General features: G+C 59.7%; 24 protein-coding genes. 15 read left to right on the plus strand and 9 right to left on the minus strand.

The annotated features are described in order from the left end of the window. Positions 1–59 precede the first annotated feature (59 nt). Positions 60–1,241, minus strand: coding sequence for an ABC transporter substrate-binding protein (locus tag ACR0LD_RS04810; RefSeq protein ID WP_170338589.1), 1,182 nt, complete (start codon positions 1,239–1,241; stop codon positions 60–62). A gap of 167 nt (positions 1,242–1,408) precedes the next feature. Here ACR0LD_RS04810 and ACR0LD_RS04815 point away from each other — a divergent pair, with 167 nt between their 5' ends. The 3 genes from ACR0LD_RS04815 to ACR0LD_RS04825 are packed head-to-tail and all read left to right on the plus strand — an operon-like array spanning position 1,409 to position 2,949. Next, on the plus strand, positions 1,409–2,506 hold the full coding sequence (locus tag ACR0LD_RS04815) for a PQQ-dependent sugar dehydrogenase (protein WP_480635761.1): 1,098 nt from the start codon (positions 1,409–1,411) through the stop codon (positions 2,504–2,506). A gap of 32 nt (positions 2,507–2,538) precedes the next feature. Next, on the plus strand, positions 2,539–2,721 hold the full coding sequence (locus ACR0LD_RS04820) for a hypothetical protein (protein ID WP_480635763.1): 183 nt from the start codon (positions 2,539–2,541) through the stop codon (positions 2,719–2,721). Between the two features lie 3 nt (positions 2,722–2,724). Next, positions 2,725–2,949, plus strand: a complete 225-nt coding sequence (locus ACR0LD_RS04825) for a hypothetical protein (RefSeq protein WP_480635764.1) — start codon at positions 2,725–2,727, stop codon at positions 2,947–2,949. A 3-nt stretch (positions 2,950–2,952) separates the two neighbouring features. On the opposite strand, the gene ACR0LD_RS04830 is transcribed toward ACR0LD_RS04825, so the two are convergent. After that, entirely contained in the window at positions 2,953–3,957 is a 1,005-nt protein-coding gene (locus tag ACR0LD_RS04830) for a GlxA family transcriptional regulator (RefSeq protein ID WP_170338595.1), read from the minus strand. 169 nt (positions 3,958–4,126) lie between these two features. Here ACR0LD_RS04830 and ACR0LD_RS04835 point away from each other — a divergent pair, with 169 nt between their 5' ends. Next, on the plus strand, positions 4,127–5,497 hold the full coding sequence (locus ACR0LD_RS04835; protein ID WP_093962074.1) for a class II 3-deoxy-7-phosphoheptulonate synthase: 1,371 nt from the start codon (positions 4,127–4,129) through the stop codon (positions 5,495–5,497). 54 nt (positions 5,498–5,551) lie between these two features. Here ACR0LD_RS04835 and ACR0LD_RS04840 read toward each other — a convergent pair whose 3' ends face one another. Beyond that, complete coding sequence (locus ACR0LD_RS04840; protein ID WP_480635766.1) at positions 5,552–6,226, minus strand: PAS domain-containing protein; 675 nt, start codon at positions 6,224–6,226, stop codon at positions 5,552–5,554. A gap of 237 nt (positions 6,227–6,463) precedes the next feature. On the opposite strand from ACR0LD_RS04840, the gene ACR0LD_RS04845 reads away from it, so the two are divergent. From ACR0LD_RS04845 to phoB, 7 genes are all read left to right on the plus strand, one after another. Then, a complete protein-coding gene (locus tag ACR0LD_RS04845; RefSeq protein WP_480635768.1) occupies positions 6,464–7,354 on the plus strand; it encodes a YicC/YloC family endoribonuclease in 891 nt (296 codons plus the stop codon). Between the two features lie 15 nt (positions 7,355–7,369). Beyond that, positions 7,370–8,011 (plus strand): guanylate kinase, encoded by a 642-nt coding sequence (gmk, locus tag ACR0LD_RS04850; protein ID WP_170357855.1) that lies wholly within the window; start codon positions 7,370–7,372, stop codon positions 8,009–8,011. Then, positions 8,008–8,541, plus strand: a complete 534-nt coding sequence (locus tag ACR0LD_RS04855) for a gamma carbonic anhydrase family protein (protein ID WP_480635770.1) — start codon at positions 8,008–8,010, stop codon at positions 8,539–8,541. Before gmk ends, ACR0LD_RS04855 begins: the two co-directional genes overlap by 4 nt. Positions 8,542–8,557: 16 nt before the next feature. After that, complete coding sequence (locus ACR0LD_RS04860) at positions 8,558–9,604, plus strand: sensor histidine kinase (RefSeq protein WP_170339160.1); 1,047 nt, start codon at positions 8,558–8,560, stop codon at positions 9,602–9,604. Between the two features lie 70 nt (positions 9,605–9,674). Continuing rightward, complete coding sequence (gene pstB / locus ACR0LD_RS04865; RefSeq protein WP_315901647.1) at positions 9,675–10,454, plus strand: phosphate ABC transporter ATP-binding protein PstB; 780 nt, start codon at positions 9,675–9,677, stop codon at positions 10,452–10,454. A gap of 16 nt (positions 10,455–10,470) precedes the next feature. Further along, positions 10,471–11,172, plus strand: coding sequence for a phosphate signaling complex protein PhoU (gene phoU, locus ACR0LD_RS04870; RefSeq protein ID WP_093962068.1), 702 nt, complete (start codon positions 10,471–10,473; stop codon positions 11,170–11,172). A 12-nt stretch (positions 11,173–11,184) separates the two neighbouring features. Continuing rightward, a complete protein-coding gene (gene phoB, locus ACR0LD_RS04875) occupies positions 11,185–11,874 on the plus strand; it encodes a phosphate regulon transcriptional regulator PhoB (protein ID WP_480635773.1) in 690 nt (229 codons plus the stop codon). Between the two features lies 1 nt (position 11,875). Here phoB and ACR0LD_RS04880 read toward each other — a convergent pair whose 3' ends face one another. Further along, positions 11,876–12,787, minus strand: coding sequence for a LysR family transcriptional regulator (locus ACR0LD_RS04880; RefSeq protein ID WP_170357851.1), 912 nt, complete (start codon positions 12,785–12,787; stop codon positions 11,876–11,878). A gap of 96 nt (positions 12,788–12,883) precedes the next feature. On the opposite strand from ACR0LD_RS04880, the gene ACR0LD_RS04885 reads away from it, so the two are divergent. Together ACR0LD_RS04885 and ACR0LD_RS04890 are read left to right on the plus strand one after the other, a co-directional pair. Further along, a complete protein-coding gene (locus ACR0LD_RS04885) occupies positions 12,884–14,113 on the plus strand; it encodes an acyl-CoA dehydrogenase (RefSeq protein ID WP_170363462.1) in 1,230 nt (409 codons plus the stop codon). Between the two features lie 130 nt (positions 14,114–14,243). Continuing rightward, positions 14,244–15,011, plus strand: a complete 768-nt coding sequence (locus tag ACR0LD_RS04890) for an SDR family oxidoreductase (RefSeq protein WP_480635775.1) — start codon at positions 14,244–14,246, stop codon at positions 15,009–15,011. On the opposite strand, the gene ACR0LD_RS04895 is transcribed toward ACR0LD_RS04890, so the two are convergent. Together ACR0LD_RS04895 and ACR0LD_RS04900 are read right to left on the minus strand one after the other, a co-directional pair. Beyond that, positions 15,008–15,877 carry an acyl-CoA thioesterase gene (locus ACR0LD_RS04895; RefSeq protein WP_170371036.1) on the minus strand — a complete coding sequence of 290 codons (870 nt, stop codon included), beginning with the start codon at positions 15,875–15,877 and terminating at the stop codon, positions 15,008–15,010. The two genes, ACR0LD_RS04890 and ACR0LD_RS04895, sit on opposite strands and share 4 nt — an antisense overlap. Positions 15,878–15,926: 49 nt before the next feature. Beyond that, on the minus strand, positions 15,927–17,144 hold the full coding sequence (locus ACR0LD_RS04900) for a serine hydrolase domain-containing protein (RefSeq protein WP_480635778.1): 1,218 nt from the start codon (positions 17,142–17,144) through the stop codon (positions 15,927–15,929). 218 nt (positions 17,145–17,362) lie between these two features. Here ACR0LD_RS04900 and ACR0LD_RS04905 point away from each other — a divergent pair, with 218 nt between their 5' ends. Beyond that, entirely contained in the window at positions 17,363–17,968 is a 606-nt protein-coding gene (locus tag ACR0LD_RS04905; protein ID WP_480633071.1) for a DsbA family protein, read from the plus strand. Between the two features lie 4 nt (positions 17,969–17,972). Here ACR0LD_RS04905 and ACR0LD_RS04910 read toward each other — a convergent pair whose 3' ends face one another. Genes ACR0LD_RS04910 through ACR0LD_RS04920 form a run of 3 tightly spaced genes read right to left on the minus strand, consistent with a single transcriptional unit; the run spans position 17,973 to position 20,654 of the window. Continuing rightward, positions 17,973–18,767 carry an IclR family transcriptional regulator gene (locus tag ACR0LD_RS04910; RefSeq protein ID WP_367648386.1) on the minus strand — a complete coding sequence of 265 codons (795 nt, stop codon included), beginning with the start codon at positions 18,765–18,767 and terminating at the stop codon, positions 17,973–17,975. A 10-nt stretch (positions 18,768–18,777) separates the two neighbouring features. Beyond that, positions 18,778–19,803, minus strand: coding sequence for a phosphotransferase (locus ACR0LD_RS04915; protein ID WP_480635780.1), 1,026 nt, complete (start codon positions 19,801–19,803; stop codon positions 18,778–18,780). A gap of 32 nt (positions 19,804–19,835) precedes the next feature. Continuing rightward, complete coding sequence (locus tag ACR0LD_RS04920; RefSeq protein ID WP_170357836.1) at positions 19,836–20,654, minus strand: SDR family NAD(P)-dependent oxidoreductase; 819 nt, start codon at positions 20,652–20,654, stop codon at positions 19,836–19,838. A 154-nt stretch (positions 20,655–20,808) separates the two neighbouring features. Between ACR0LD_RS04920 and ACR0LD_RS04925 the strand changes: the two genes are divergently transcribed. After that, positions 20,809–21,804, plus strand: a complete 996-nt coding sequence (locus tag ACR0LD_RS04925) for an NADPH:quinone oxidoreductase family protein (RefSeq protein WP_480635783.1) — start codon at positions 20,809–20,811, stop codon at positions 21,802–21,804. The last annotated feature ends 40 nt before the right edge of the window (positions 21,805–21,844 follow it).

The raw sequence follows: 21,844 nt of genomic DNA on the forward strand, positions 1-21,844 counted from the left end.
ATTGAAACAGCCCGGGCACAAGGCCCGGGCTGCTTGGTATCATGCGGTCAGCTGACGGATCAACGGAACTTGACGGTCTCGTTCTTGCCGTCTTTCACTTCGATCTCGCGGTAGGACCCAGCGCTTTCGCCCGGACCGATCAGTTCGACACCCGAAGCGCCGACATAGTCGATGTCCTGACCAGCGGCCAGCAGTTCCAGACCCTTGGCCAGTTCACCCGGATAGATCTTCTCACCGGGGGCGTTGGCCACATCCAGGATCTTGCCACCGTACTGGGCCGGATCGGCCGACCCTGCTGCCTGCATGGCCAGCATGAACAGCGCGGCTGCGTCATAGCTTTCGGGCGAGTAGGGCGACGAGCCGTCAAAGCCCGCGGCTTCGGCCATGGCGAAATACTTCTCGGCGCCTTCACCGCCGGAGCCGGCGATCTGACCAAACGAGCCGTCCAGATCGGGGCCGACATTCGCAGGCAGCGAGTCACCGATCATGCCGCCCGGCAGACCGAACGTGTCGAACGCGCCGCTGTCCAAGGCCGACTGGATGATGCCCAGGCCACCCTGATCCAGGTAGCCGGCAACCACGAGGATGTCACCGCCGGCCGAGGCCAGCGCGCCGACTTCGGCCGAATAGTCCGCTTTGCCGTCTTCATGTGCTGCAACGATGGTCACTTCACCGCCCACGGCCTCGAACGACGACTGGATCGCGTCGGCCAGACCTTTGCCGTAGTCGTTGTTGGTATAGGTCAGAGCGATCGAGTTGATGCCGCGGTCTTTCAGAATGTCGGCCATAACCTGACCTTCGCGCGCATCCGACGGGGCGGTGCGGAAGAACAGCCCGTTGTCTTCCATCGTCGACAGACCGGGTGAGGTCGCTGACGGCGAGATCATGACCATGCCATTCGGAATAGCGACGTTCTGCAGGATTGCGCCAGTTACACCCGAGCAGTCGCCGCCGATGATGCCGGCGACGCCATCGGCGATCATGCGTTCGCCGTTCGAGGTGGCCAGGCCGTTGTCGATGCAGCCGGTATCGGCGCGCGACGGGGTGACGGTGGCGCCGCCCAGCAGCTTGCCGGATTCGGTCACTTCGGCCATCGCCAGTTCAGCGCCCGAACCCATTGCCGGGGCCAGTGATTCAATCGGCCCGGTAAATCCGAACAGAACGCCCAGTTTGACGTCTTCGGCCATTGCGGCACCGGCCAGCAATGCGGTTGCTGCAGTCGCAGTAAGCAGCTTTTTCATTAGGTTACTCCCTTGTTGGAACGTATTCGTTCTGAGCAAGACCCTAGGCAAGCTGTTCAGAAAAGAAAAGTCCAAACAGGAATGTGTCTTTTGGCTGAACAACTCTATTTGTTTTCTAGGGTTTGGTTCCCGGGCGGCTCATTCTGACCGGGATTGGAGCGATAGATATGATCAGGGTTTTCACGATTCTCATTCTGATGATTTGCGGCAGCGTCGCGTCGGGCGAGTCATTGAAGACATCCGCAGGCGAGGTCTCGGTCACGACCATGCTTGCCGGCCTCGATACGCCCTGGGCGATCGGCCTGCTGCCCGATGGCAGTTTTTTGGTTACAGAGCGCGACGGCCAGTTGCTTTTGGCACGTGACGGCAAGGCCACCAAGGTCCGGGGCGTTCCGAAAGTCGCGGCGCAGGGGCAGGGCGGTCTGCTGGACGTAACCATAGCCCGCGATTTTGACCGCACCAGAGAGGTGTTTCTCACATTCTCGAAGCCACAGAGCGGCGGGGCCGGTACGGCGGTTGCCGTGGCGCGCCTGTCCGAGAACGGCAAGCGGCTGACCAACTTGAAGGTGGTATTCGAAGCGGTTCCCGGAGGCTCGGGCGGCCGGCATTTCGGATCGCGCGTAGTCGAGGCGCAGGACGGGACGCTGTTCATCACTTTGGGGGATCGTGGCGACAGGCCAAGCGCGCAGGACCGCTCGAACCACATAGGGACGGTTATTCGGATCAACCGCGATGGCTCGATCCCGGCGGATAATCCGTTTGTCGCGCAAGAAGGCATCCGCCCCGAGATCTGGTCCTTTGGTCATCGCAACCCGCAAGGCGCTGATGTTGATACGAGCGGCCGGTTGTGGGTCTCGGAACATGGCGCCAGGGGCGGGGACGAGGTGAACCTTGTGAAACCCGGCGCCAACTACGGTTGGCCGGTCATTTCCTACGGGACGCATTATTCCGGAGAGAAGATTGGCGAAGGCACCAGCAAAGACGGAATGGAACAGCCCCGCTTGTATTGGGATCCGTCCATCGCGCCGTCGGGCTTGATGGTCTATTCCGGCGGGATGTTTCCCGAATGGCGGGGTGACATCTTCGTGGGTTCGCTGAAATTCGACTATATCGCACGGCTGTCCGGAAACCCGTTGCGCGAGGTCGAGCAGATCAAAGGCCCCGAGACCGAACGGGTCCGCGACATCGTGCAGGCCCCAGACGGTGCGATCTGGTTCATCTCGGTCGGGCAGGGTGCGGTTTACAGGATTTCCCGTTCGTCCTAGGAGTGCAGCAATGCACTTCTAGGAGGATTGATATGTTCCGCATTCTCGCAGCGATATTTTTGTCCCTTTCGACACTTCCCGCCGCGGCCGACGCGGTCTTTGCGACCAATGCCGATTACGAAGCTTTCGTCGACACCAAGATCAAGAACCGCGAGTTCTCGAACGTCATTACCCGGTTGGGCGGCACTGACGAATACACGCCCCAGCAGATTTAAGTCGTGCAAGGGCAGCTGCGTGACCTTGTTCCGTACTACCTGACCAATGCCGACGTTGCCAAACGGGTCGAGCTTGAGAACGGGTTCGCGCAGGAAATGCGGATCTACTGGAACGACAAGAACAGCTATCTCTTCTATTACGCCCTTCTGCACCAACGCGACGACGGCGTGATGGTTCTGCAGTTCAGCATCAACACCAGCCCCGAGCCCATTCTGGCGAAGTTCTAGGGGTCAGACCGACAGCCGTCCGCTCTGCGTTCCACGCTCGCGATAGGGCGTGGTGTTGTAATGCGCGCGGTAGCATTTCGAGAAATGGCTGGGGCTGGCAAAGCCACAGGCCAAGGCCACGTTGATCACGCTCATGTCGGTCTGCATCAGCAGGTTGCGCGCCTTGTGCAGCCGCAATTCCATGTAATAGCGCTTGGGCGAACGGCTCAGATACCGGCGGAACAGCCGCTCGAGCTGGCGGGTCGACATGCCAACATCCTTGGCCAGGATCGAGGGCGAAATCGGCTCCTCGATGTTCTTCTCCATCATCAGGATGACCTGGCTCAGCTTGGGGTGGCGCACACCGATCCGCGTGGGCGTCGAAAGGCGCTGGGTGTCCTGATCGGTGCGGATAGAGGAATAGATCATCTGGTCAGCTACGGCGTTAGCCAACTCTTCCCCGTAGTCATCGGCAATCAGCTTCAGCATCAGGTCGATTGACGAGGTGCCACCAGCCGTTGTCATCCGGTTGCCGTCGATCAGAAAGACGGATTTCGTCAGTTCGACGTTTTCGAACTCTTCCGCAAAGCTGTCGGCGTTTTCCCAGTGGATGGTGGCGCGTTTGCCGTCTAGCAGGCCGGCTTTGGCAAGGGTATAGGCGGCTGTGCACAAGCCACCGATCTTCAGACCTTTGCGGGCCTCGCGGCGCAGCCAGTTCAGAACCTTTTTGGTGGTCGCCGCCTGAACATCGACGCCGCCACATACAAGGATCACCTCGTCCCGCTGCAGTTCGTCCAGATCGCGGTCAAGCTCGAACGTCGTCCCGGCCGAGCAGCTGACCACCTCTCCGCCTTCACCGGCCAGCGACCAGGTATAGATCTGCTGATCCGCCATCCGATTGGCAATCCGAAGGCTGTCCAGTGCCGAGGCAAAAGACAGCAACGAAAACTTGTCGAGCAACACGAATACGAAATTGAGCGGCTTGGCCGCGCGCTTGTCCACAGTGACAACTTGGCGTTGCTCTTGCATGGCGAACTGTCCTTGATTCGGCGGGCCGAGGCCCGAGGCCTGCGGCGAATTTGACCGACACCATGCTCAAAGCTTGTTTCCGACGTCAAGAGGCGCAAATCGGATATGGTCTCTGGTCTATGGATTTTGTATAGAGACCACCTGAATTACCTCAGCGGAGATCAAAGCTATGACCGAGTGGCAAAAAACGAACTGGCGCAGCAAGCCGCGGGTTCAGATGCCAGACTATACCGACGCGGCCGCGCTGGCCAAAGTCGAGGCCAAGCTTTCGCAGTATCCCCCGCTGGTTTTTGCGGGCGAGGCCCGGCGTCTGAAACAGCACTTGGGTGCGGCCGGCCGTGGCGAGGCCTTCCTGCTGCAGGGTGGGGACTGCGCCGAAAGCTTCGACCAGTTCAGCGCCGATGCGATCCGCGACACCTTCAAGGTGATGCTGCAGATGGCGATGGTTCTGACCTACGGTGCCAAGGTTCCGGTGGTCAAGGTGGGCCGTATGGCCGGCCAGTTCGCCAAGCCGCGCAGCGCGCCGACCGAAGTGGTCGATGGCGTAGAACTGCCAAGCTACCGTGGTGACATCATCAACGAACTGGCCTTCACGCCCGAAGCACGTATCCCGAACCCGGAAAAGATGCTGCAGGCCTATACCCAGGCTGCAGCCACTCTGAACCTGCTGCGCGCGTTCTCGACCGGCGGTTTCGCGGACATGAGCCGTGTGCATTCCTGGACCTTGGGCTTTACCAACGAACAGGACGTGCAGAAATACTCCGAGATCGCCGACCGCATTCAGGACACGATCGACTTCATGGAGGCCGCCGGTATCACCGCGGATACCACGCATGAATTCTCGACCGTCGAGTTCTACACCAGCCACGAAGGACTGCTGTTGGAGTATGAAGAAGCGCTGACGCGACTGGATTCTACTTCGGGCAAATGGCTGGCCGGCTCGGGCCATATGATCTGGATCGGCGACCGCACCCGTCAGCCCGACGGCGCGCATGTCGAATTCTGCCGCGGCGTGCTGAACCCGATCGGCCTGAAATGCGGCCCGACCACCACGGCCGAGGACCTCAAGGTTCTGATGTCCAAGCTGAACCCGGACAACGAAGAAGGCCGTCTGACCCTGATCGCGCGCTTCGGCGCGGGCAAAGCGGGCGAGCACCTGCCGCGCCTGATCAAGGCCGTCAAGGAAGAGGGCGCCAAGGTGACCTGGGTCTGCGACCCGATGCACGGCAACACGATCAAGTCGGCCACCGGCTACAAGACCCGGCCGTTCGAATCGGTCCTGCGCGAGGTTCGGGATTTCTTCGGCGTGCATCAGGCCGAGGGCACGATCCCCGGCGGCGTGCATTTCGAGATGACCGGACTGGACGTGACCGAATGCACCGGCGGCGTCCGCGCCGTCAGCGAAGAGGACCTGTCGGACCGCTACCACACCGCCTGCGACCCGCGTTTGAACGCATCGCAGTCGCTGGAGCTGGCGTTCCTGGTGGCTGAAGAGCTGACCAACCTGCGCCGTGACCGAAAGGACCGCGCGGCAAGCTGAGGCATGTCGGATTGAAACGCAAACGGCGGGCCCTCGGGTCCGCCGTTCTGCTTTTCACTCGTCGCGAGAGAAGACCAGCCGCAGGTGTTTCGCTGGTCTCTGGAAATCGGCCTGATCCTCGGCAAAGCCCGCCTCGAAAGGCCGGCTGTTGTGGGCCTGATCCTGAATGTTCACCAGTGTGCGGATCCGAGTGTCCTCGATTCCGAACCGTCGCGGCGTAGCGCCGATCGCGCCATCGCTGACCATCACACCCAGCACCCGGCTGACATCCCCCAGATCACTACTGAGGGGCAACAGGATCATGCGGGCCTGCAGCCGCGTCCGGCCGAGCTTGCCTTTTGAAACAAGGCTGAACTCACCGATCGCCGGAGCGGCGAACACCTCTTCCAGCGCCTCTGACACCTGATCACGGGCGCTGGGATCAAAGAAGGCGGTCAGAGGCATTCCGCGCACCTCCATCCCCGCGATCTTGTTCAGATGGCTTCCCGCCAGTCGAAACCGGGCGAGGCCGGGCGCGATGCGTTCCAGAATGAATGTGTATTCCAGAATGTTCTCGAGGCCGCGTGGGTCGATCTGGGAACGCTTGGGAACGCCGTCGCCGCTCAGCAGCGCGGTCCAATACGCCTCAGCCTGACGGATGGGGGACAGACTGCGCCCACTGTCAAAGCGATCCATTGCGATGATCTTTCCAGCTTTCGACCCGGAACCATTCCAGAAGAAGGTTTTCATTACCATGCACCTCGTGTCGATTGGCGGCCATCCGGTCCGTGCGCCATGCAAAGCGATAGCGGCCGACCCATCCTTCGACTGACAGATTGACACGGGTTTATTCAATTTTGGACCAAATCTTTAAGGAATGGTTAACTTCTTGCGATGAATTGCACATCCGGCAAGGTCTTGCCCTATGGGGTCCGATAGCTTTAGGTGCAGCAGAACAAGGCTGCGCAGCAGTGGGAAAGGGCAGGCATGATCAAATCCATGACCGGTTTCGCATCCGGAAAGGGCGCATTGGGGCCGCACAGCTGGAGCTGGGAGCTGCGCAGTGTCAACGGCAAGGGTCTGGACATGCGGTTGCGGGTGCCGGACTGGCTGACGGGACTTGAGGCTGCACTGCGCGCGGATATGTCCAAACAGATCAGCCGGGGCAACGTGACGCTTAGCTTGCGCGTCGCCCGCGAAGAAACCGCCGCGGAACTGAAGCTGAACGAAGGCGCAATGAGCGCCGCGCTGGAGGCGTTGGCGCAGGCCGAGGAATTGGCGGTCAACAAGGGTGTCGCGCTTGCTCCGTCAAAGGCCAGCGATCTGCTGATGCTCAAGGGGATGCTGGACGCGGCAGCCGAAGACGACGATCCCGCTCCGCTGGTCGAGGCGTTGAAATCCGAATTTGGCAGTCTGCTGGCCGAGTTTGTGACAATGCGCCGGGATGAGGGGCAAGCCCTGGCTTCCGTCCTGTCGGCCCAGTTGGATCAGATCCAGACCCTGACCGAGCAGGCCACCGAGCTGGCCGAGCGGCGCAAGGAAGCCATGGCCGACACTCTGCGCCAGAACCTTGCGCGGGTCATGGAAAACAGCCAGGGCGCCGATCCCGACCGGGTGGCGCAGGAGTTGGCCCTGATCGCGGTCAAGGCGGATATCACCGAAGAACTGGACCGCCTTGCCGCCCATGTCGTAGCCGCGCGCGCTCTGCTGGAGCAGGAGGCCCCGGTCGGCCGCAAGTTGGATTTCCTGATGCAGGAGTTCAACCGCGAGGCCAACACGCTGTGCTCCAAATCCCAGAATTCGGACCTGACAACGATCGGACTGGAGTTGAAGGCGGTGATCGATCAGTTGAGAGAGCAGGTGCAAAATGTCGAATAAGCAAGGAAAATTGTAATGGCGGATCGCCGCGGTCTACTCATCATCCTTTCGTCGCCCTCGGGTGCCGGAAAATCCACTTTGGCCCGTCGCCTGATGGAGTGGGACACCGATCTCGAGTTTTCGATCTCGGCCACTACCCGCGCCCCGCGCCCGGGTGAGGAACATGGACGCGAATACTATTTTCTCAGCGAAGATGATTTCCGCCAGCAAGTGTCAAATGGGCAGATGCTGGAACATGCCCATGTGTTCGGCAATTTCTACGGCTCACCCGCTGGACCAGTGCGCGAAGCGATCCAGAGCGGGCGGGACGTGCTGTTTGACGTAGACTGGCAGGGTGAAGTGCAGATCCGGAATTCCGAGCTGGGCAAACATGCTTTGTCCATTTTCATTCTACCGCCATCGATCAAAGAGCTGCGCCGCCGGCTTGAAACCCGCGGTCAGGACAGCGCCGACGTCATTTCCAAACGCATGATGAAAAGCTGGGACGAAATCAGCCATTGGGGCTACTACGACTATGTGTTGATCAATGACGATCTGGCCGCAACCGAGGAAAAGCTGAAGACGATCGTCAGCGCCGAGCGGATGCGCCGTATTCAGCAGCCCCGATTGCAGGATCACGTCCGCGCCTTGCAATACGAATTCGAGAGCATGTCATGACCATTTACGCATTGGGACAGGACGTCCCGCAGATCCACGAAGACAGCTGGGTTGCGCCGGACGCGAACCTGATCGGCAAAGTCGTCCTGGAGCGAGGTGCATCCGTCTGGTTCGGGTGCACGATCCGAGCCGATCACGAAGAAATCCGCGTGGGCGAGGGCAGCAACGTTCAGGAGAACTGCGTGATGCATATCGACGCCGGTTTTCCTATGACGATCGGAAAGAATTGCACCATCGGCCACAAAGTGATGCTGCATGGCTGCACTATCGGTGACAACAGCCTGATTGGTATGGGAGCCATCGTCCTGAACGGCGCGAAGATCGGCCGGAACTGCCTGATCGGGGCAGGGGCCCTGATCACGGAAGGCAAGGAGATCCCCGACAACTCTCTGGTGATGGGAGCCCCTGGCAAGGTGGTCCGGCAACTGGACGAAGCGGCGGCCCGGCGGATCACGTTCAGCGCGCTCCACTATCAAGAGAACATGCGCAAGTTCCGGGAAACGCTGACGCCCGTTTCGCCCGTCGCATAGGTCCTGTGAACCGGTCATGAGCAACGAACTGCTTGCCGAAGTCGTCTCTGCTTTGCCGATGCCCGCATTGATGGTCGATCAGACCGAGCGGATCATCGCCTCGAACGCGGATGCGCGTGCGCTGTTGGGCCGAAACATCGACGGTCGCCATTTTGCGACGATCCTGCGACAGCCGCAGGTCATCGAAGCGATGGAGAAAAGCTTGCGGAGCAAGGGGCCGGCCAACAGCCGGCATCTGGCGAACGACGGCGCACAGGACACTGCGTTTCAGGTCCACTGTCGGTACATGCAGGGCGTTGGCGCGGTTTCCGGTGGCGCGGTTCTGGCAACGTTCATGGATGTGACCCACCTTGAACAGGCCAGCCAGATGCGCCGTGACTTCGTTGCCAATGTCAGCCACGAACTTCGTACCCCACTGACCGCTCTGATGGGCTTCATCGAGACTTTGCAAGGACCGGCCAAGGATGACGCGGCGGCCCGGGACAGATTCCTGAAGATCATGACAGCCGAGGCCAACCGGATGAACCGTCTGGTCGGTGACCTGCTGTCGTTGAATCGGGTCGAGAGCGAAGAGCGCGTTCGGCCAAGGCAGCAGATTGAACTGATCGAGCTGCTGCGCGTGACGCTCGAGACGTTGCGCCCCTTGGCGGATGACGCGGGCGTTTGCCTGTCTCTGAGCGCCCCGGATAACCCCGTTCGCCTTCCGGGCGACAATGACCAGCTGCGGCAGGTCTTCACCAACCTGATTGAAAACGCGATCAAATATGGCGGTAGCGGTGGCGGTGTCGATGTGCAAGTGACGGTTTCAGATCAGGATACCGCGATCCGGGGACCGGCCGCCCGGGTGAGGGTCATCGACAAGGGCCCTGGCATCGATCCGGTTCATCTGCCTCGACTTACCGAACGGTTTTACCGCGCCGACAGCCACCGCTCGCGCGAGTTGGGGGGGACGGGGCTGGGCCTGGCTATCGTCAAGCACATCATCAACCGCCACCGCGGTCGGTTGCGGGTGGAAAGTGATTTGGGAAAGGGCGCGGTGTTCACCGTCATTTTGCCCATGTAAGACTGGCGCGTGATAGGCTAGGAACGGTCAAGCCGAGTACTCGGACCAAAAAACGAAGGACCCGCCACCCGTGGATAGCGCATTGGAAACCGAAACCCTCAAGGTCTCAGCCAGGAACGTGAACGTGTTCTATGGTGACTCGCACGCCATCAAGGACGTGAATGTAGAAATCCAGGACAAGACCGTTACGGCGTTCATCGGGCCCTCGGGGTGCGGCAAGTCTACCTTTTTGCGGTGTCTGAACCGGATGAACGACACCATCGACATCTGTCGGGTCGAGGGTGAAATCCGCCTGGATGGGGAAGACATCTATGACAAGCGGATCGACCCCGTGCAACTGCGCGCCAAGGTCGGCATGGTGTTTCAGAAACCCAACCCTTTTCCAAAGTCGATCTATGACAACATCGCATACGGCCCGCGCATTCATGGTCTGGCCAAGACCAAGGCCGAACTTGACGAGATCGTCGAGAAATCCTTGCGCCGCGGCGCCATCTGGGACGAGGTGAAGGATCGCCTGGATGCCCCTGGTACTGGTTTGTCAGGAGGGCAACAACAGCGCCTGTGTATCGCACGCGCCATCGCCACGGCACCCGAAGTTCTGTTGATGGACGAGCCCTGTTCGGCACTGGACCCGATTGCCACCGCCCAGGTCGAAGAGCTGATCGATGAACTGCGTGAGAGGTTTTCGGTCGTGATCGTTACCCATTCGATGCAACAGGCGGCGCGCGTCAGCCAGAAAACGGCGTTTTTTCACTTGGGCAATCTTGTCGAGTTCGGTGATACCGCCCAAATCTTCACCAACCCCGAAGACCCGCGTACCGAAAGCTACATCACCGGCCGCATCGGCTGAGAACAGGTAAAAGACCATGAGCGAACAACATATTGCATCTGCCTTCGACCGCGATCTTGAGGCGGTTCAGGCCCACATCATGAAAATGGGTGGTCTGGTCGAAGCCGCGATTACAGGTGCGGCCCGTTCGCTGGAAACGCGGGACGAGGAGCTTGCGCAGCAGGTGCGGCAGGGCGACAAGGCGATTGATGCGCTTGAGGACCTGATCAATGAGGAAACCGCCCGGGTGATCGCTCTGCGGGCGCCCACCGCCGGCGACCTACGGTTGGTGCTGTCCGTTCTCAAGGTTTCGGCCAACCTGGAACGCATCGGCGATTACGCAAAGAACATCGCCAAGCGCACCACCATTTTGGTCGAGGCCAACCAGATCGGCGGCAGCACCGCCGCACTGCGCCGCATGGCGCGTGAGGTTGAGCGGATGCTGCGTGACGCATTGGACGCCTATATTCAAAGGGATGCTGAGCTGGCCCGTGACGTTATCGATCGGGACCAGGAGGTGGACCAGATGTACAACGGCCTGTTCCGCGAGTTGCTGACCTTCATGGCTGAAGACCCGCGCAACATCACGGCCTGCATGCATCTGCATTTCATCGCCAAGAACATCGAGCGGATGGGCGACCACGTCACTGCCATCGCCGAACAGGTGATCTATCTGGTGACCGGCGAACGGCCGACCGAAGCCCGCCCGAAAGCAGACAACACCTCGCAATCTCTGTAAGAGGTGGCCGGCATGCCAATGAGCCAGCCGACTATCCTGATCGTCGATGATGAGCCCGCACTGCGCGAGGTGCTGGCGTACAACATGCAGTCCGCCGGGTACGAAGTGGTTCAGGCAGCAAGCGGCGAAGAAGCCCTGGTGCTGGTCCAAGAGGTGGCGCCTGATCTGATCGTGCTTGACTGGATGATGCCCAATCTCAGTGGGATTGAGCTGTGTCGTCAGCTAAAGGCACGCCCGCAGACCCGCGCGATTCCGATCATCATGCTGTCGGCGCGGTCCGATGAGGGGGACAAGGTGCGCGGTTTGGAGACGGGGGCCGATGATTATGTGGCCAAACCGTATTCGATGGCGGAACTGATGGCGCGAATCCGAGCTCAACTGCGTCGGGTACGCCCGGCGGCGGCTGCGGAAACCCTGGAATATCACGACATCGTCGTGGACCTCGAAAGCCACAAGGCCAGTCGGGCGGGCAAGCCGCTCCGGATGGGGCCAACCGAATTCCGGCTGCTGTGCACCTTCATGGAGAAGCCGGGGCGCGTGTTCAGTCGCGTTCAGCTATTGGACCGTGCCTGGGGGCGCGACGTCTATGTCGATTCCCGCACCGTGGATGTCCATATTGGTCGACTGCGCAAGGCGTTGACGGCGTTTGGCGGAGCCGACCCCCTTAGAACGGTTCGAGGTGCTGGATACGCGCTGGATTAGCCTATCTGGGCAGAGTTTCGTCGTTTTGGGCCTGCGACGCCAACCAGTGACGGAAGTGCCGAAGTGTCGGATCTTCGGACTTTGAGCTTGGCCAGACCAGATAATAGGCCCCCATGGTTTCAACCGGATCCTTGCAGGCTGCAACAAGTCTGCCGGTCGCCAGGTCTTGCTCGATCAGATAGTTGGGCAGCAGGGCGACGCCCAGCCCATGCAGGGCGGCTTGATTGATGGTCGTGAATTGATCGTGCACCGTACCGGGCAGGGCGCCTGAATGCGGAACGCCCATTTGTTTGAACCAGTCTTGCCAGGCGCGCGGGCGGGTCTGGATGTGAAGCAGGGGCAGTTTCAGCAATTCGCGCGGATCGTCCGGCGCGCCTCCTGGCAGGAGCGAGGGGGCACATACCGGTAGAACCCTTTCCACCTTCAGCAGCAGACGATCGGTTCCGGGCCAATCCGGTTCCCCGAAATGTAACGCAGCATCAAAGGGTTCCGACGAGAAATTGAAAGGCCTCAGGCGCGTGGACATGTTGATCGTGATGTCAGGATGCAAACGGGCAAAATCCGGCAGCCGTGGCACCAGCCAACGCATTCCGAATGTCGGCAGGATTGCCAGATTCAACGTTCCACCCACTGGCGCGACGTGTAGTTTCAGGGAGGCCTGCGCAATTTGGTTCAGACCTTGCCGTATTTCCGCGACATAGTCCTGCGCCACCGGCGTCAACGCCAATCGCTTCTTGTCACGCAGAATGAGTTGCACGCCCAGTTGGGTCTCGAGCGTCTGCAGTTGCCGGCTGACGGCGCTCTGGGTCAGCGCAAGCTCTTCCGCGGCGGCCGAGGCGGACCCCAGCCTGTCCAATGCTTCGAGCGCGCGAAGCGAAGAAATTGACGGAAAAAGTCGACGAGGCGTATCCATCTATGCGTTTTACTCATGAAAACTTGCAAATGTCTCGCTGTTTTTTGCGTAAATTGCAGGGTAGGGTGCGTATGAACTTCAGTTTGGAGCCAGAAGATGAACGCCCCCGACACCAAACCTGCATTGCGCGCAAAGGATGCGCCCGATCTTGGCCGCTTTACCTGGGACGATCCGTTCCGCCTGTCTGATCAACTGACCGAGGATGAACGCCTGATCGCCGACAGCGCGCGTGCGTATGCGCAGGAAAAGCTGCAGCCTCGGGTAACTCAGGCGTTTCAGAACGAGGAAACCGATCCTGAAATCTTCCGTGAGATGGGCGAAATGGGCCTGCTGGGCACCACCATTCCCGAAGAATACGGCGGGATTGGCGCCGGTTACGTCACCTACGGTCTCGTCGCGCGCGAGGTCGAACGTGTGGATTCCGGCTATCGCTCGATGATGTCGGTGCAAAGCTCGCTGGTGATGTATCCGATCTATGCCTATGGCAGTGAAGAGCAGCGCCGGAAATACCTGCCGAAACTGGCCAGTGGTGAATGGATCGGTTGCTTTGGCCTGACCGAACCGGATGCGGGGTCTGATCCGGCGGGCATGAAAACCCGGGCGGAAAAGATCGACGGCGGCTACCGTCTGACCGGCAGCAAGATGTGGATTTCCAACGCGCCAATTGCCGATGTGTTTGTTGTCTGGGCCAAGTCCGATGCGCATGACGGAAAGATCCGCGGCTTCGTACTGGAAAAAGGCGCCAAAGGTCTGAGCGCGCCCAAGATCCAAAACAAGCTTAGCCTGCGCGCGTCAATCACCGGCGAAATCGTGATGGATGGCGTGGAGGTCGACGAAAGTGCCTTGCTGCCTCACGTCCAGGGCCTGAAAGGGCCGTTCGGATGCCTGAACCGAGCACGCTATGGCATCAGTTGGGGTGTCATGGGGGCCGCAGAATGCTGCTGGCACGCGGCGCGTCAGTATGGATTGGATCGCAAGCAGTTCAATCGTCCTTTGGCGCAGACACAGCTGTTCCAAAAGAAACTTGCGGACATGCAGACCGAAATCGCGTTGGGCTTGCAGGCCAGCTTGACGGTCGGACGGCTGATGGACAAAGCCGAAGCAGCGCCTGAGATGATCTCGATCATCAAGCGGAACAATTGCGGCAAGGCGTTGGATATCGCACGGATGGCGCGGGACATGCATGGTGGCAACGGGATCTCGTTGGAGTTCCAAGTCATTCGGCACATGGTCAACCTTGAGACCGTTAATACCTACGAGGGCACGCATGATGTTCATGCGTTGATCTTGGGGCGGGCGCAGACCGGGTTGCAGGCATTCTACTGATCCGCAATCTAAAGATCGCGTAATCGGTATTATGTAAATAAAACTGTGAGACCTGGCACCGCTACGTTCGCGTTGGCGGTGCTATTTCAACCTGTTACGGTCCTGTGTGAACCCAAGACAGGATGCGCTGATGGACCTTCAGGGAAAAATCGTAGTTGTTACCGGTGCAGCCCAAGGCATCGGCAAAGGTATGGCGACGCGCTTCGCGGCGGACGGCGCGCATGTGATCTGTGCGGATATTGATGAAGCCGGCGCCCTAGCAGTCGCCCAGGACATTGGCGGGCATTCGTTCAAATGCGATGTGGCCGACGAACACGATATCCAGCAAATGATCGAAAGCGTTGAATCCAGGATCGGCCCCATTGATCTGTTCTGTGCCAACGCCGGCATTCTGACGCTTGGCGGTCTCGATGTTCCCGATGCGCATTGGGACAGGATCTGGAAGATCAACGTCATGTCTCATGTGTGGACGGCACGCCATCTGGTGCCGCGGATGATTGCGCGCGGCGGCGGCTACATATTGATCACGGCTTCCGCTGCGGGGCTGCTCAACCAGCCCGGAGCCGCGCCATACGGAGTCACCAAACATGCGGCGGTTGGTTTCGCGGAATGGCTGGCTTTGACCTATGCCGACAAAGGCATCCGGGTTTCGGTCTTGTGTCCTCAGGCCGTCCGATCGGAAATGACCAAAGGGTTTGAAGACTCAGTTGCCGCGATTGATGGCATGCTTGAACCCGAGGACGTGGCACAGGCTTGTGTCGAGGCCATTGGCACCGAGACCTTTCTGATTCTGCCGCATCCGCAGGTTCTGGATTACATGCGCTTGAAAACCGCCGATTACGACCGTTGGATTTCAGGAATGAACAAGTTGAATCAGCAGTTTGCAGGCGATACCTAGTCTTTCTTGCGGGCGCGGCGCAGAAGGCCTTCCTGCGCGACGGAGGCGACCAAGGTACCGTCCTGCGCATAGATTGACCCGCGGTTGAAGCTGCGTCCCTGCCCCGTCCATGGCGACTCCATGGAATAGAGATGCCAGTTCTGGAAATGAACCGGTGCATGAAACCAGATCGCGTGATCCAGGCTCGCGCCATTGATTTCGCCCGTGAACCAGCTCAACCTGTGCGGCCGCATGCCGGAACTCAGTAGCGCCATGTCCGAGGCATAGGCCAGCAACAGGTGTTGGGTCACGTGATCAGCCTGTTCCGCTGCTCCCATGCGGAACCACAGATGGTTTCGGTCGTCGCTTTTCTCGGGCTGGAATATGTCCAAGGGATCAATCTCGCGCACCTCGATCGGACGTTCGCGCAGCAATTCGGCGCGCAGCCTTTCGGGAACGCGGTTCAGGTATTTTTGCCGCAATTCATCGCGGGACGGTTGCGTTTCGGGCGATGGGACATCAGGCATCGCGTGCTGATGGTTCCAGCCTTCATCCTGAATGTGGAACGAGGCCGACATGTTGAGGATCTGCTTGCCGTGCTGGATTGCCACCACGCGCCGTGTGGTGAACGATCCGCCATCCCGCGCGCGATCTACCTGATAGATAACCGGAATTTCCGGATCTCCCGGACGGATGAAATAGGCATGTAGCGAATGGCAAAGGCGGTTTTCGACCGTTCGGTACGCGGCCGCCAGAGCCTGCGCAATGACCTGACCGCCAAATATCCGCGTGGGCGTTTCACCGCCGGACCCGGTGCCTCGGAACAAGTCTACCTCAAGGCGTTCAATGTCCAGCAAATCCAACAGGATGCGTTCGGCTTCGGTCATTCGACTCTCTCTGGTTCTGTTCGTGATCGGCCTAGCAGGCCCGCGCGGGTCATTCAATGAGGGCGGCGTGAACCAGGGCTTTGAGTTCCGAGCGTGACGGGTAAGAGCTGGAGGGCGATAGCTGTGTAAAGAAAACAGCCGACAGGTCGTTCTTTTGGTCGACCCAGAAAAAGGTCGACGCCATTCCGCCCCAACTGAAATCTCCGACCGATCCGGGGGTACGTGCACGGCCCGGGTCCAAAACCACAGCGCCGCCAAGCCCGAACCCCATGCCGTCCATCGGCTGTTCGGCAAAGCTTTGAGGCCCCATGGACGCGATGTCGCCCGGCAAGTGGTTGCGCATCATGAAATCCACCGTGCTCGGGCCCAGCAGTCGTTGATCACCCACTTTCCCCTTTGCGCGCAGCATCTCGGCGAAACGGGCAAAATCGTCGATCGTGCTGACCAGCCCACCACCGCCGGAAAAAAGCGTGGCCGCTTCGAATGGCGAGTTTCCGGCCTGATCCACCAATCGCAACGTTTCGCCGCCGGACCTGGCCGCGTTCAGGGCCATCGCGTCTCCCTCGAGCGGTGTGTACAGCGAGGCGAACCGGTCCCCTGCCCCTTTGGGAACCGAAAACCCGGTTTCGGCCATCCCAAGCGGCCCAAAGATCTCATCGGCAAAGAATTGGTCCAAACCCCTGCCGGACACGACTTCGACTACCCGTCCGATAACGTCGATGCCGACCGAATACTCCCAGCGGCTGCCGGGTTGAAACGCCAGCGGCAATGCAGCCACGGCCCGAACCTGATCGGCCAGTGGACCCTGGTCCGGTTTGAACATCAGGTCCTGAGCATCCATCGCGGCGGGAAGAACGCCCGGATTGAACGGATAGCTTAGCCCGCTGGTGTGGGTCAGCAGTTGATGCAGGGTCGGCGGCGTCGAGTCTTCTGTTTGTTCAATGGATTGCGCGTCTTTCCGCAACGCCTTCATTTCGGCGAATTCCGGCAGAAACTCGGATACCGGCGCCTCAAGGTGCATCAGACCTTGTTCTACCAAGATCATCAGCGCTGTCGTGGTCACCGGCTTGGTCATCGAGTAGATGCGAACCAAGGTCTCGCGGTCGTACGGCAAATCACTCTCGAGACTGCGCAATCCGCAATCGTGAAAGAAAACTTCGCGCCCGTGCTGTTTCAACAGAAAGGCGCACCCGGGGTATTTTCGTTCGTCCACATACCTTTGCATCCATGTCTGAATGCGGTTCAGCCTCGTCCGATCAAACTGCATTGGCCGAAATTTCCCCGTTTTTTCTTTCACCTGCGCGCAATCCTGCCGTCCTGTGGCAAAGAAAAACAGCCCTAAAAACACAGCCGGCGAAAACTGCCGGGCGGGCGATCTGCAAGTCTGCTCTCGGCCACGACCCGCGACACTGCTAGACTGACGGCGTTCTGGATTCGTGATTTGCAGCCGTTACCCCTGAATTCGCCACCGGCCGGAGGTGCCAGATGACGCAGAACGTGGAATTCGTATACGACTTTTGCAGCCCGAACGCTTACCTCGCTCATAAGGTTTTGCCAGATCTCGCCGCGCGCCACGGGGCCGAGATTCGCTTTGTGCCCGTTCTTCTGAGCACAGTTTTCAAGGCTACCAACAACCAGAGCCCATTTCAGGCGTTCTCGGAAAATCGGAAGAAATCGGCGTATCTGACCCATGACCTGCACCGCTTTGCGCGGCGGCGCGGCTTGAACTTTCATATGAGCCCCTATTTTCCGCTGAACACGAAATTCGCCATGCGTGGGGCGGTCGCAGCGATGGGAAAATCATGGGAAGACAGATATGTAGACGCCGTTTTTGATGCAATATGGGTGCACGGGCAGAAGATTGACGACCTGAATGTGTTGACCGACATCATTCAAGAACGTGACCTGCCCGTACGAAAAATCCGTGAGGCGATCACCGGCGATTTGGCCAAGCAGACTCTGAAGGATCAGACAAAATCGGCCGTCCGCCGCGGAGTTTTTGGGGTGCCCAGCCTGTTTGTCGGGTCTGAGATGTTTTTTGGTAAGAACAGCCTGGCCAACGTAGAACTTGAACTTGAGGCGTTGCACTGAGGTTTCATGGACGCAGTCCCAATTGCCGGGCGGCATCTATCAGCTTGTGCGCGTGGTCTCCTTCAAGCTCTTCCGGGGTCACGTAAAAGCTGGGTCCGCCGATATTCAATCCAAATACCCGCCCGTCGCTGGCGGTGGACACCGGAACGGAAATGGCATGGACGTCGTCCCGCCACAGAGAATATCCGGTACAATAACTTTGTGTATCGTATTCATCCAACGCGGTTTTTATCGAGTCGCGCAGGTGATTTTCGGGCAGGTTCAGATCGCGTCGAGCAGCGTAAATCGCCGTTTCCCTTTGATCCTCGGTCATGCCAACCAAAATGGCCCGCCCCATGGCCGAGGAGAACAACGGCAGCCGGGATCCGACATGCATGGTAAGCGCCACGTTCTGCGTCGACCTGCTGACCGCGACGTATACGACCTCGGCCCGATGCGCTTCGCCCAGGGCGGCCGTCAGGTACGGATTGGCTCCATCGCGCAGTTCCCTCAGCACCTCGACGGCACGCTCGCAAATATCCGCCGCCCCCAGAACTCCGAATCCCAGCCGCAGCACTCCGACGCCAAGCCGATACGAACCGCCTGCGTGATCCTGAACAAGGTAACCCAGTTGGCACAGCGTATGGGTCAACCGCGAGATCGTTGGCTTGGGCAGACCCGTGCGTTCAGCAAAATCCGTGTTGGTCAGGGCCGTTTCGCCGTGGCGAAAGCACCGCAGCAGTTCAAGCCCCCGCGCCAGTGCAGTGACGAAGTTCCGATCCTTGCCAATGTCGGCGCTTGATGATGTCTCGGATACCACGCCTGCCCCTCTATCCCAGCGCTGCCAGACCATGTTTGGCGAACATCGGCACATAGGCTCCGAATGCACGCGCCCGGGCCGGATCGGAGGCGTTCCCGTCCAGGGCCCGTTTGTAGACGCCCTGGAGAATTCCGGCCATGCGGAAAAAGTTGAACGCGAGATAGAAGCCGAAATTGTCGATGCCCGGTAGTCCGCGCCGCTGACAGTATGAGGCGATGAACTGCTGATCGCTGGGCAGCCCAAGGCTGCTTCGGTCAACACCAGCCAACCCCCGCCCCTCTTTGCCCGGCGGCATCTGCCATTGCATGATTACGGCCGCCAGATCGGCATAAGGATGGCCGATGGTGGACAACTCCCAATCCAGGACCCCGATGCAGCGGGTGCCGTCCCGCTCGAACATCAGATTGTCGATGCGATAGTCGCCATGAACCAGCGTTCGTTGGCCATCATCCGCCGGGATCGAGCTTTCCAGCGCGTCGATCAGCGCATCCATGTCGGCAACCGTTTCGGTTTCCGAGGCGCGATACTGTTTGGTCCAGCGCGCGATCTGGCGTTCAAAGTAGTTGCCGGTCGGTCCGTAGTCGGACAGGCCCACTGCGTCGATGTCGACCATGTGCAATTCGGCCAGAACCCGGTTCATCTCATCCAGAACGGCGCTGCGGGTTTCGCTGGTTTCGCCCTTCATGGTCGGTTCCAGAAAATTCCGGCCGACGAGACGCTCCATGACATAGAAGGCAGAGCCGATGATGCTGTCATCCTCGCACAGCACGTACATGCGCGGCACCGGCACTTTGCTGTGCGCCAACGCGGTCTGAACACGGAATTCGCGGTCGACTGCGTGGGCAGATTTCAGCAGAACTCCGGGCGGTTTGCGCCGCAGAACATAGGATTTGCCAGGCGTGCGCAGTTCGTAGGTCGGGTTGGACTGACCCACCGTGAACTTCGTCGCCTCAAGCGGACCGGCATAGCCTTGCAGGTTGGCGCGCAGATAGGCATCTACGGCGACAAGGTCGAGGGTGTTCGGGTTATCGCTCATGCGATCGACCTCGCTTGATACTGGACCGGGTTTCACAGGGCATCGGCAAAGATGTTTCCTCCGGTCAGAACGTTGATACCACCCGAGACCGGAATCACGGCGCCGGTCACGTAACTGCCGCCGCGTCCGCTGAGGAACAGCATACAGCCCGCGATGTCCTCGTCGCGCCCCACACGGCCCAGCGGGACCGACTTGCCCACTTTCTCGCGTTTTTCTTCGTCAGCCGTGGCAAAGGCGGTCATGCGCGAAACGAACGGTCCCGGTGCCAGAGCATTCACAGTCACGCGGTAGGGCGACAGCTCCTTTGCCATGATCTTGGTCAGATGGATGACGGCCGCCTTGGACGCGGAATAGCTGTAGGCGCCATCGCCCATCGGAACCTCGCCCATCACCGAGGCGACGTTGATTACCCGTGCAGGATCATCGTCCGAGCCCGATTGCATCAGCAGAGGTAGCAGCTTCTGGGTCAGATGAAAGATGCCGGCGACATTCACGGACATGACTTTGTCCCAGGCGTCATAGGGAAACTGTCCCATAGGAGCGCCCCACGAAACGCCGGCATTGTTCATAAGAATATCAAGCCTTTGGGTGCGGTTGCTCACCTCTTCGACCAGTGCGTCAATGCCGGCCTCGCTGCTGACGTCACCGGCAAACCCTTCGGCGGTTCCGGACGCATCCAGCGCGTTCAGTTCGGCGGCCACGGCTTCGCAGGCTTCGCCCTTGCGCGAGGCGATCAGCACCCGCGCACCCGCGCGCAGCAGAGCCTCGGCTGCCATCCGACCAATGCCGGTCGCGCCGCCCGTGACCAAAGCAGTCTTGCCCGCTAGCGAAAATAAGTTCTCCGGTGTCATCAGCCTCTCCCCATAATTCGTTTTTATTGCGTCCTGAGTTCTATTTCAGGTCGGGTCAGTTTCACTATGCAGAATTGCATTTCACATCTGCCTTGACAACATGGTGTGAGGACCCGACCTTCGGGCCAACAAATGGCGAGGATCGGAAAACGAAATGCAAGCATTACTCAGCGTCGCCCCGGGTGGTCCGGAAACACTTGAACTGACCACCCTGCCCGATCCAACGCCCAAAAAGGGTCAGGTGCTGATCCGGGTACGTGCGGCAGGCGTGAATTTTCCGGACACGCTGATCATCCGCGATTTGTACCAGATGAAACCACCGCGCCCCTTCGCGCCCGGAGGGGAGGTGTCGGGCGATGTGATCGCCGTTGGAGATGGTGTTTCCGATCTGAAGGTCGGTGACCGCGTTCTGGCCCTGACAGGTCACGGAGGTTTCGCCGAACAGCTGTGCATTCCGGCCGCCAGCGCCGTTACCATCCCGGAGTCCATGCCGTACGAGGATGCGGCTTGTTTCATTTTCACCTACGGAACGTCCTACCATGCGCTGAAAGATCGCGCCGGGCTCAAGGGCGGTGAGACACTGTTGGTGCTTGGGGCCGCCGGCGGTGTCGGCTCGGCCGCGGTTGAATTGGGCAAAGCCATGGGCGCGCGTGTAATTGCTGCGGTGTCCACGGAAGACAAAGCTCAGTTCTGCAGGGATTTGGGCGTTGATGAAACGATCGTCTACTCCAAGGAGATGACGCGAGAGGCGCAAAAAGCGCTCTCGTCAGAAATCAAGAAGCTGGCGGGCGGTGATGGCGTTGATGTGGTCTATGATGCGGTTGGCGGCGACTACGCCGAGCCAGCTTTGCGCGCGATGGCCTGGAAGGGGCGGTTTCTGGTCGTTGGTTTTCCGGCCGGTATCCCCAACATCCCGTTGAATCTGCCTTTGCTCAAAGGCTGTGAGATCGTCGGCGTGTTCTGGGGCGCGTCGGTATTCCGCGATCCGGCCGGACATGCCGAAAACTTGCGGGAACTGTTTGCCATGTATCATGGCGGCAAGATCAAGCCGCGTATCAGTGCCCGCTTTTCCTTGCCCCGCGCCGCCGAAGCTTTGGAGATGTTGGGCGACCGGTCGGTTCTCGGCAAAGTTGTCGTGTCCATCGACTAGGAACGACATTCACGGTCGTTTCACCGCCTGTCCCCAAGAC

It is taken from the genome of Ruegeria sp. BF8 (assembly GCF_056538625.1).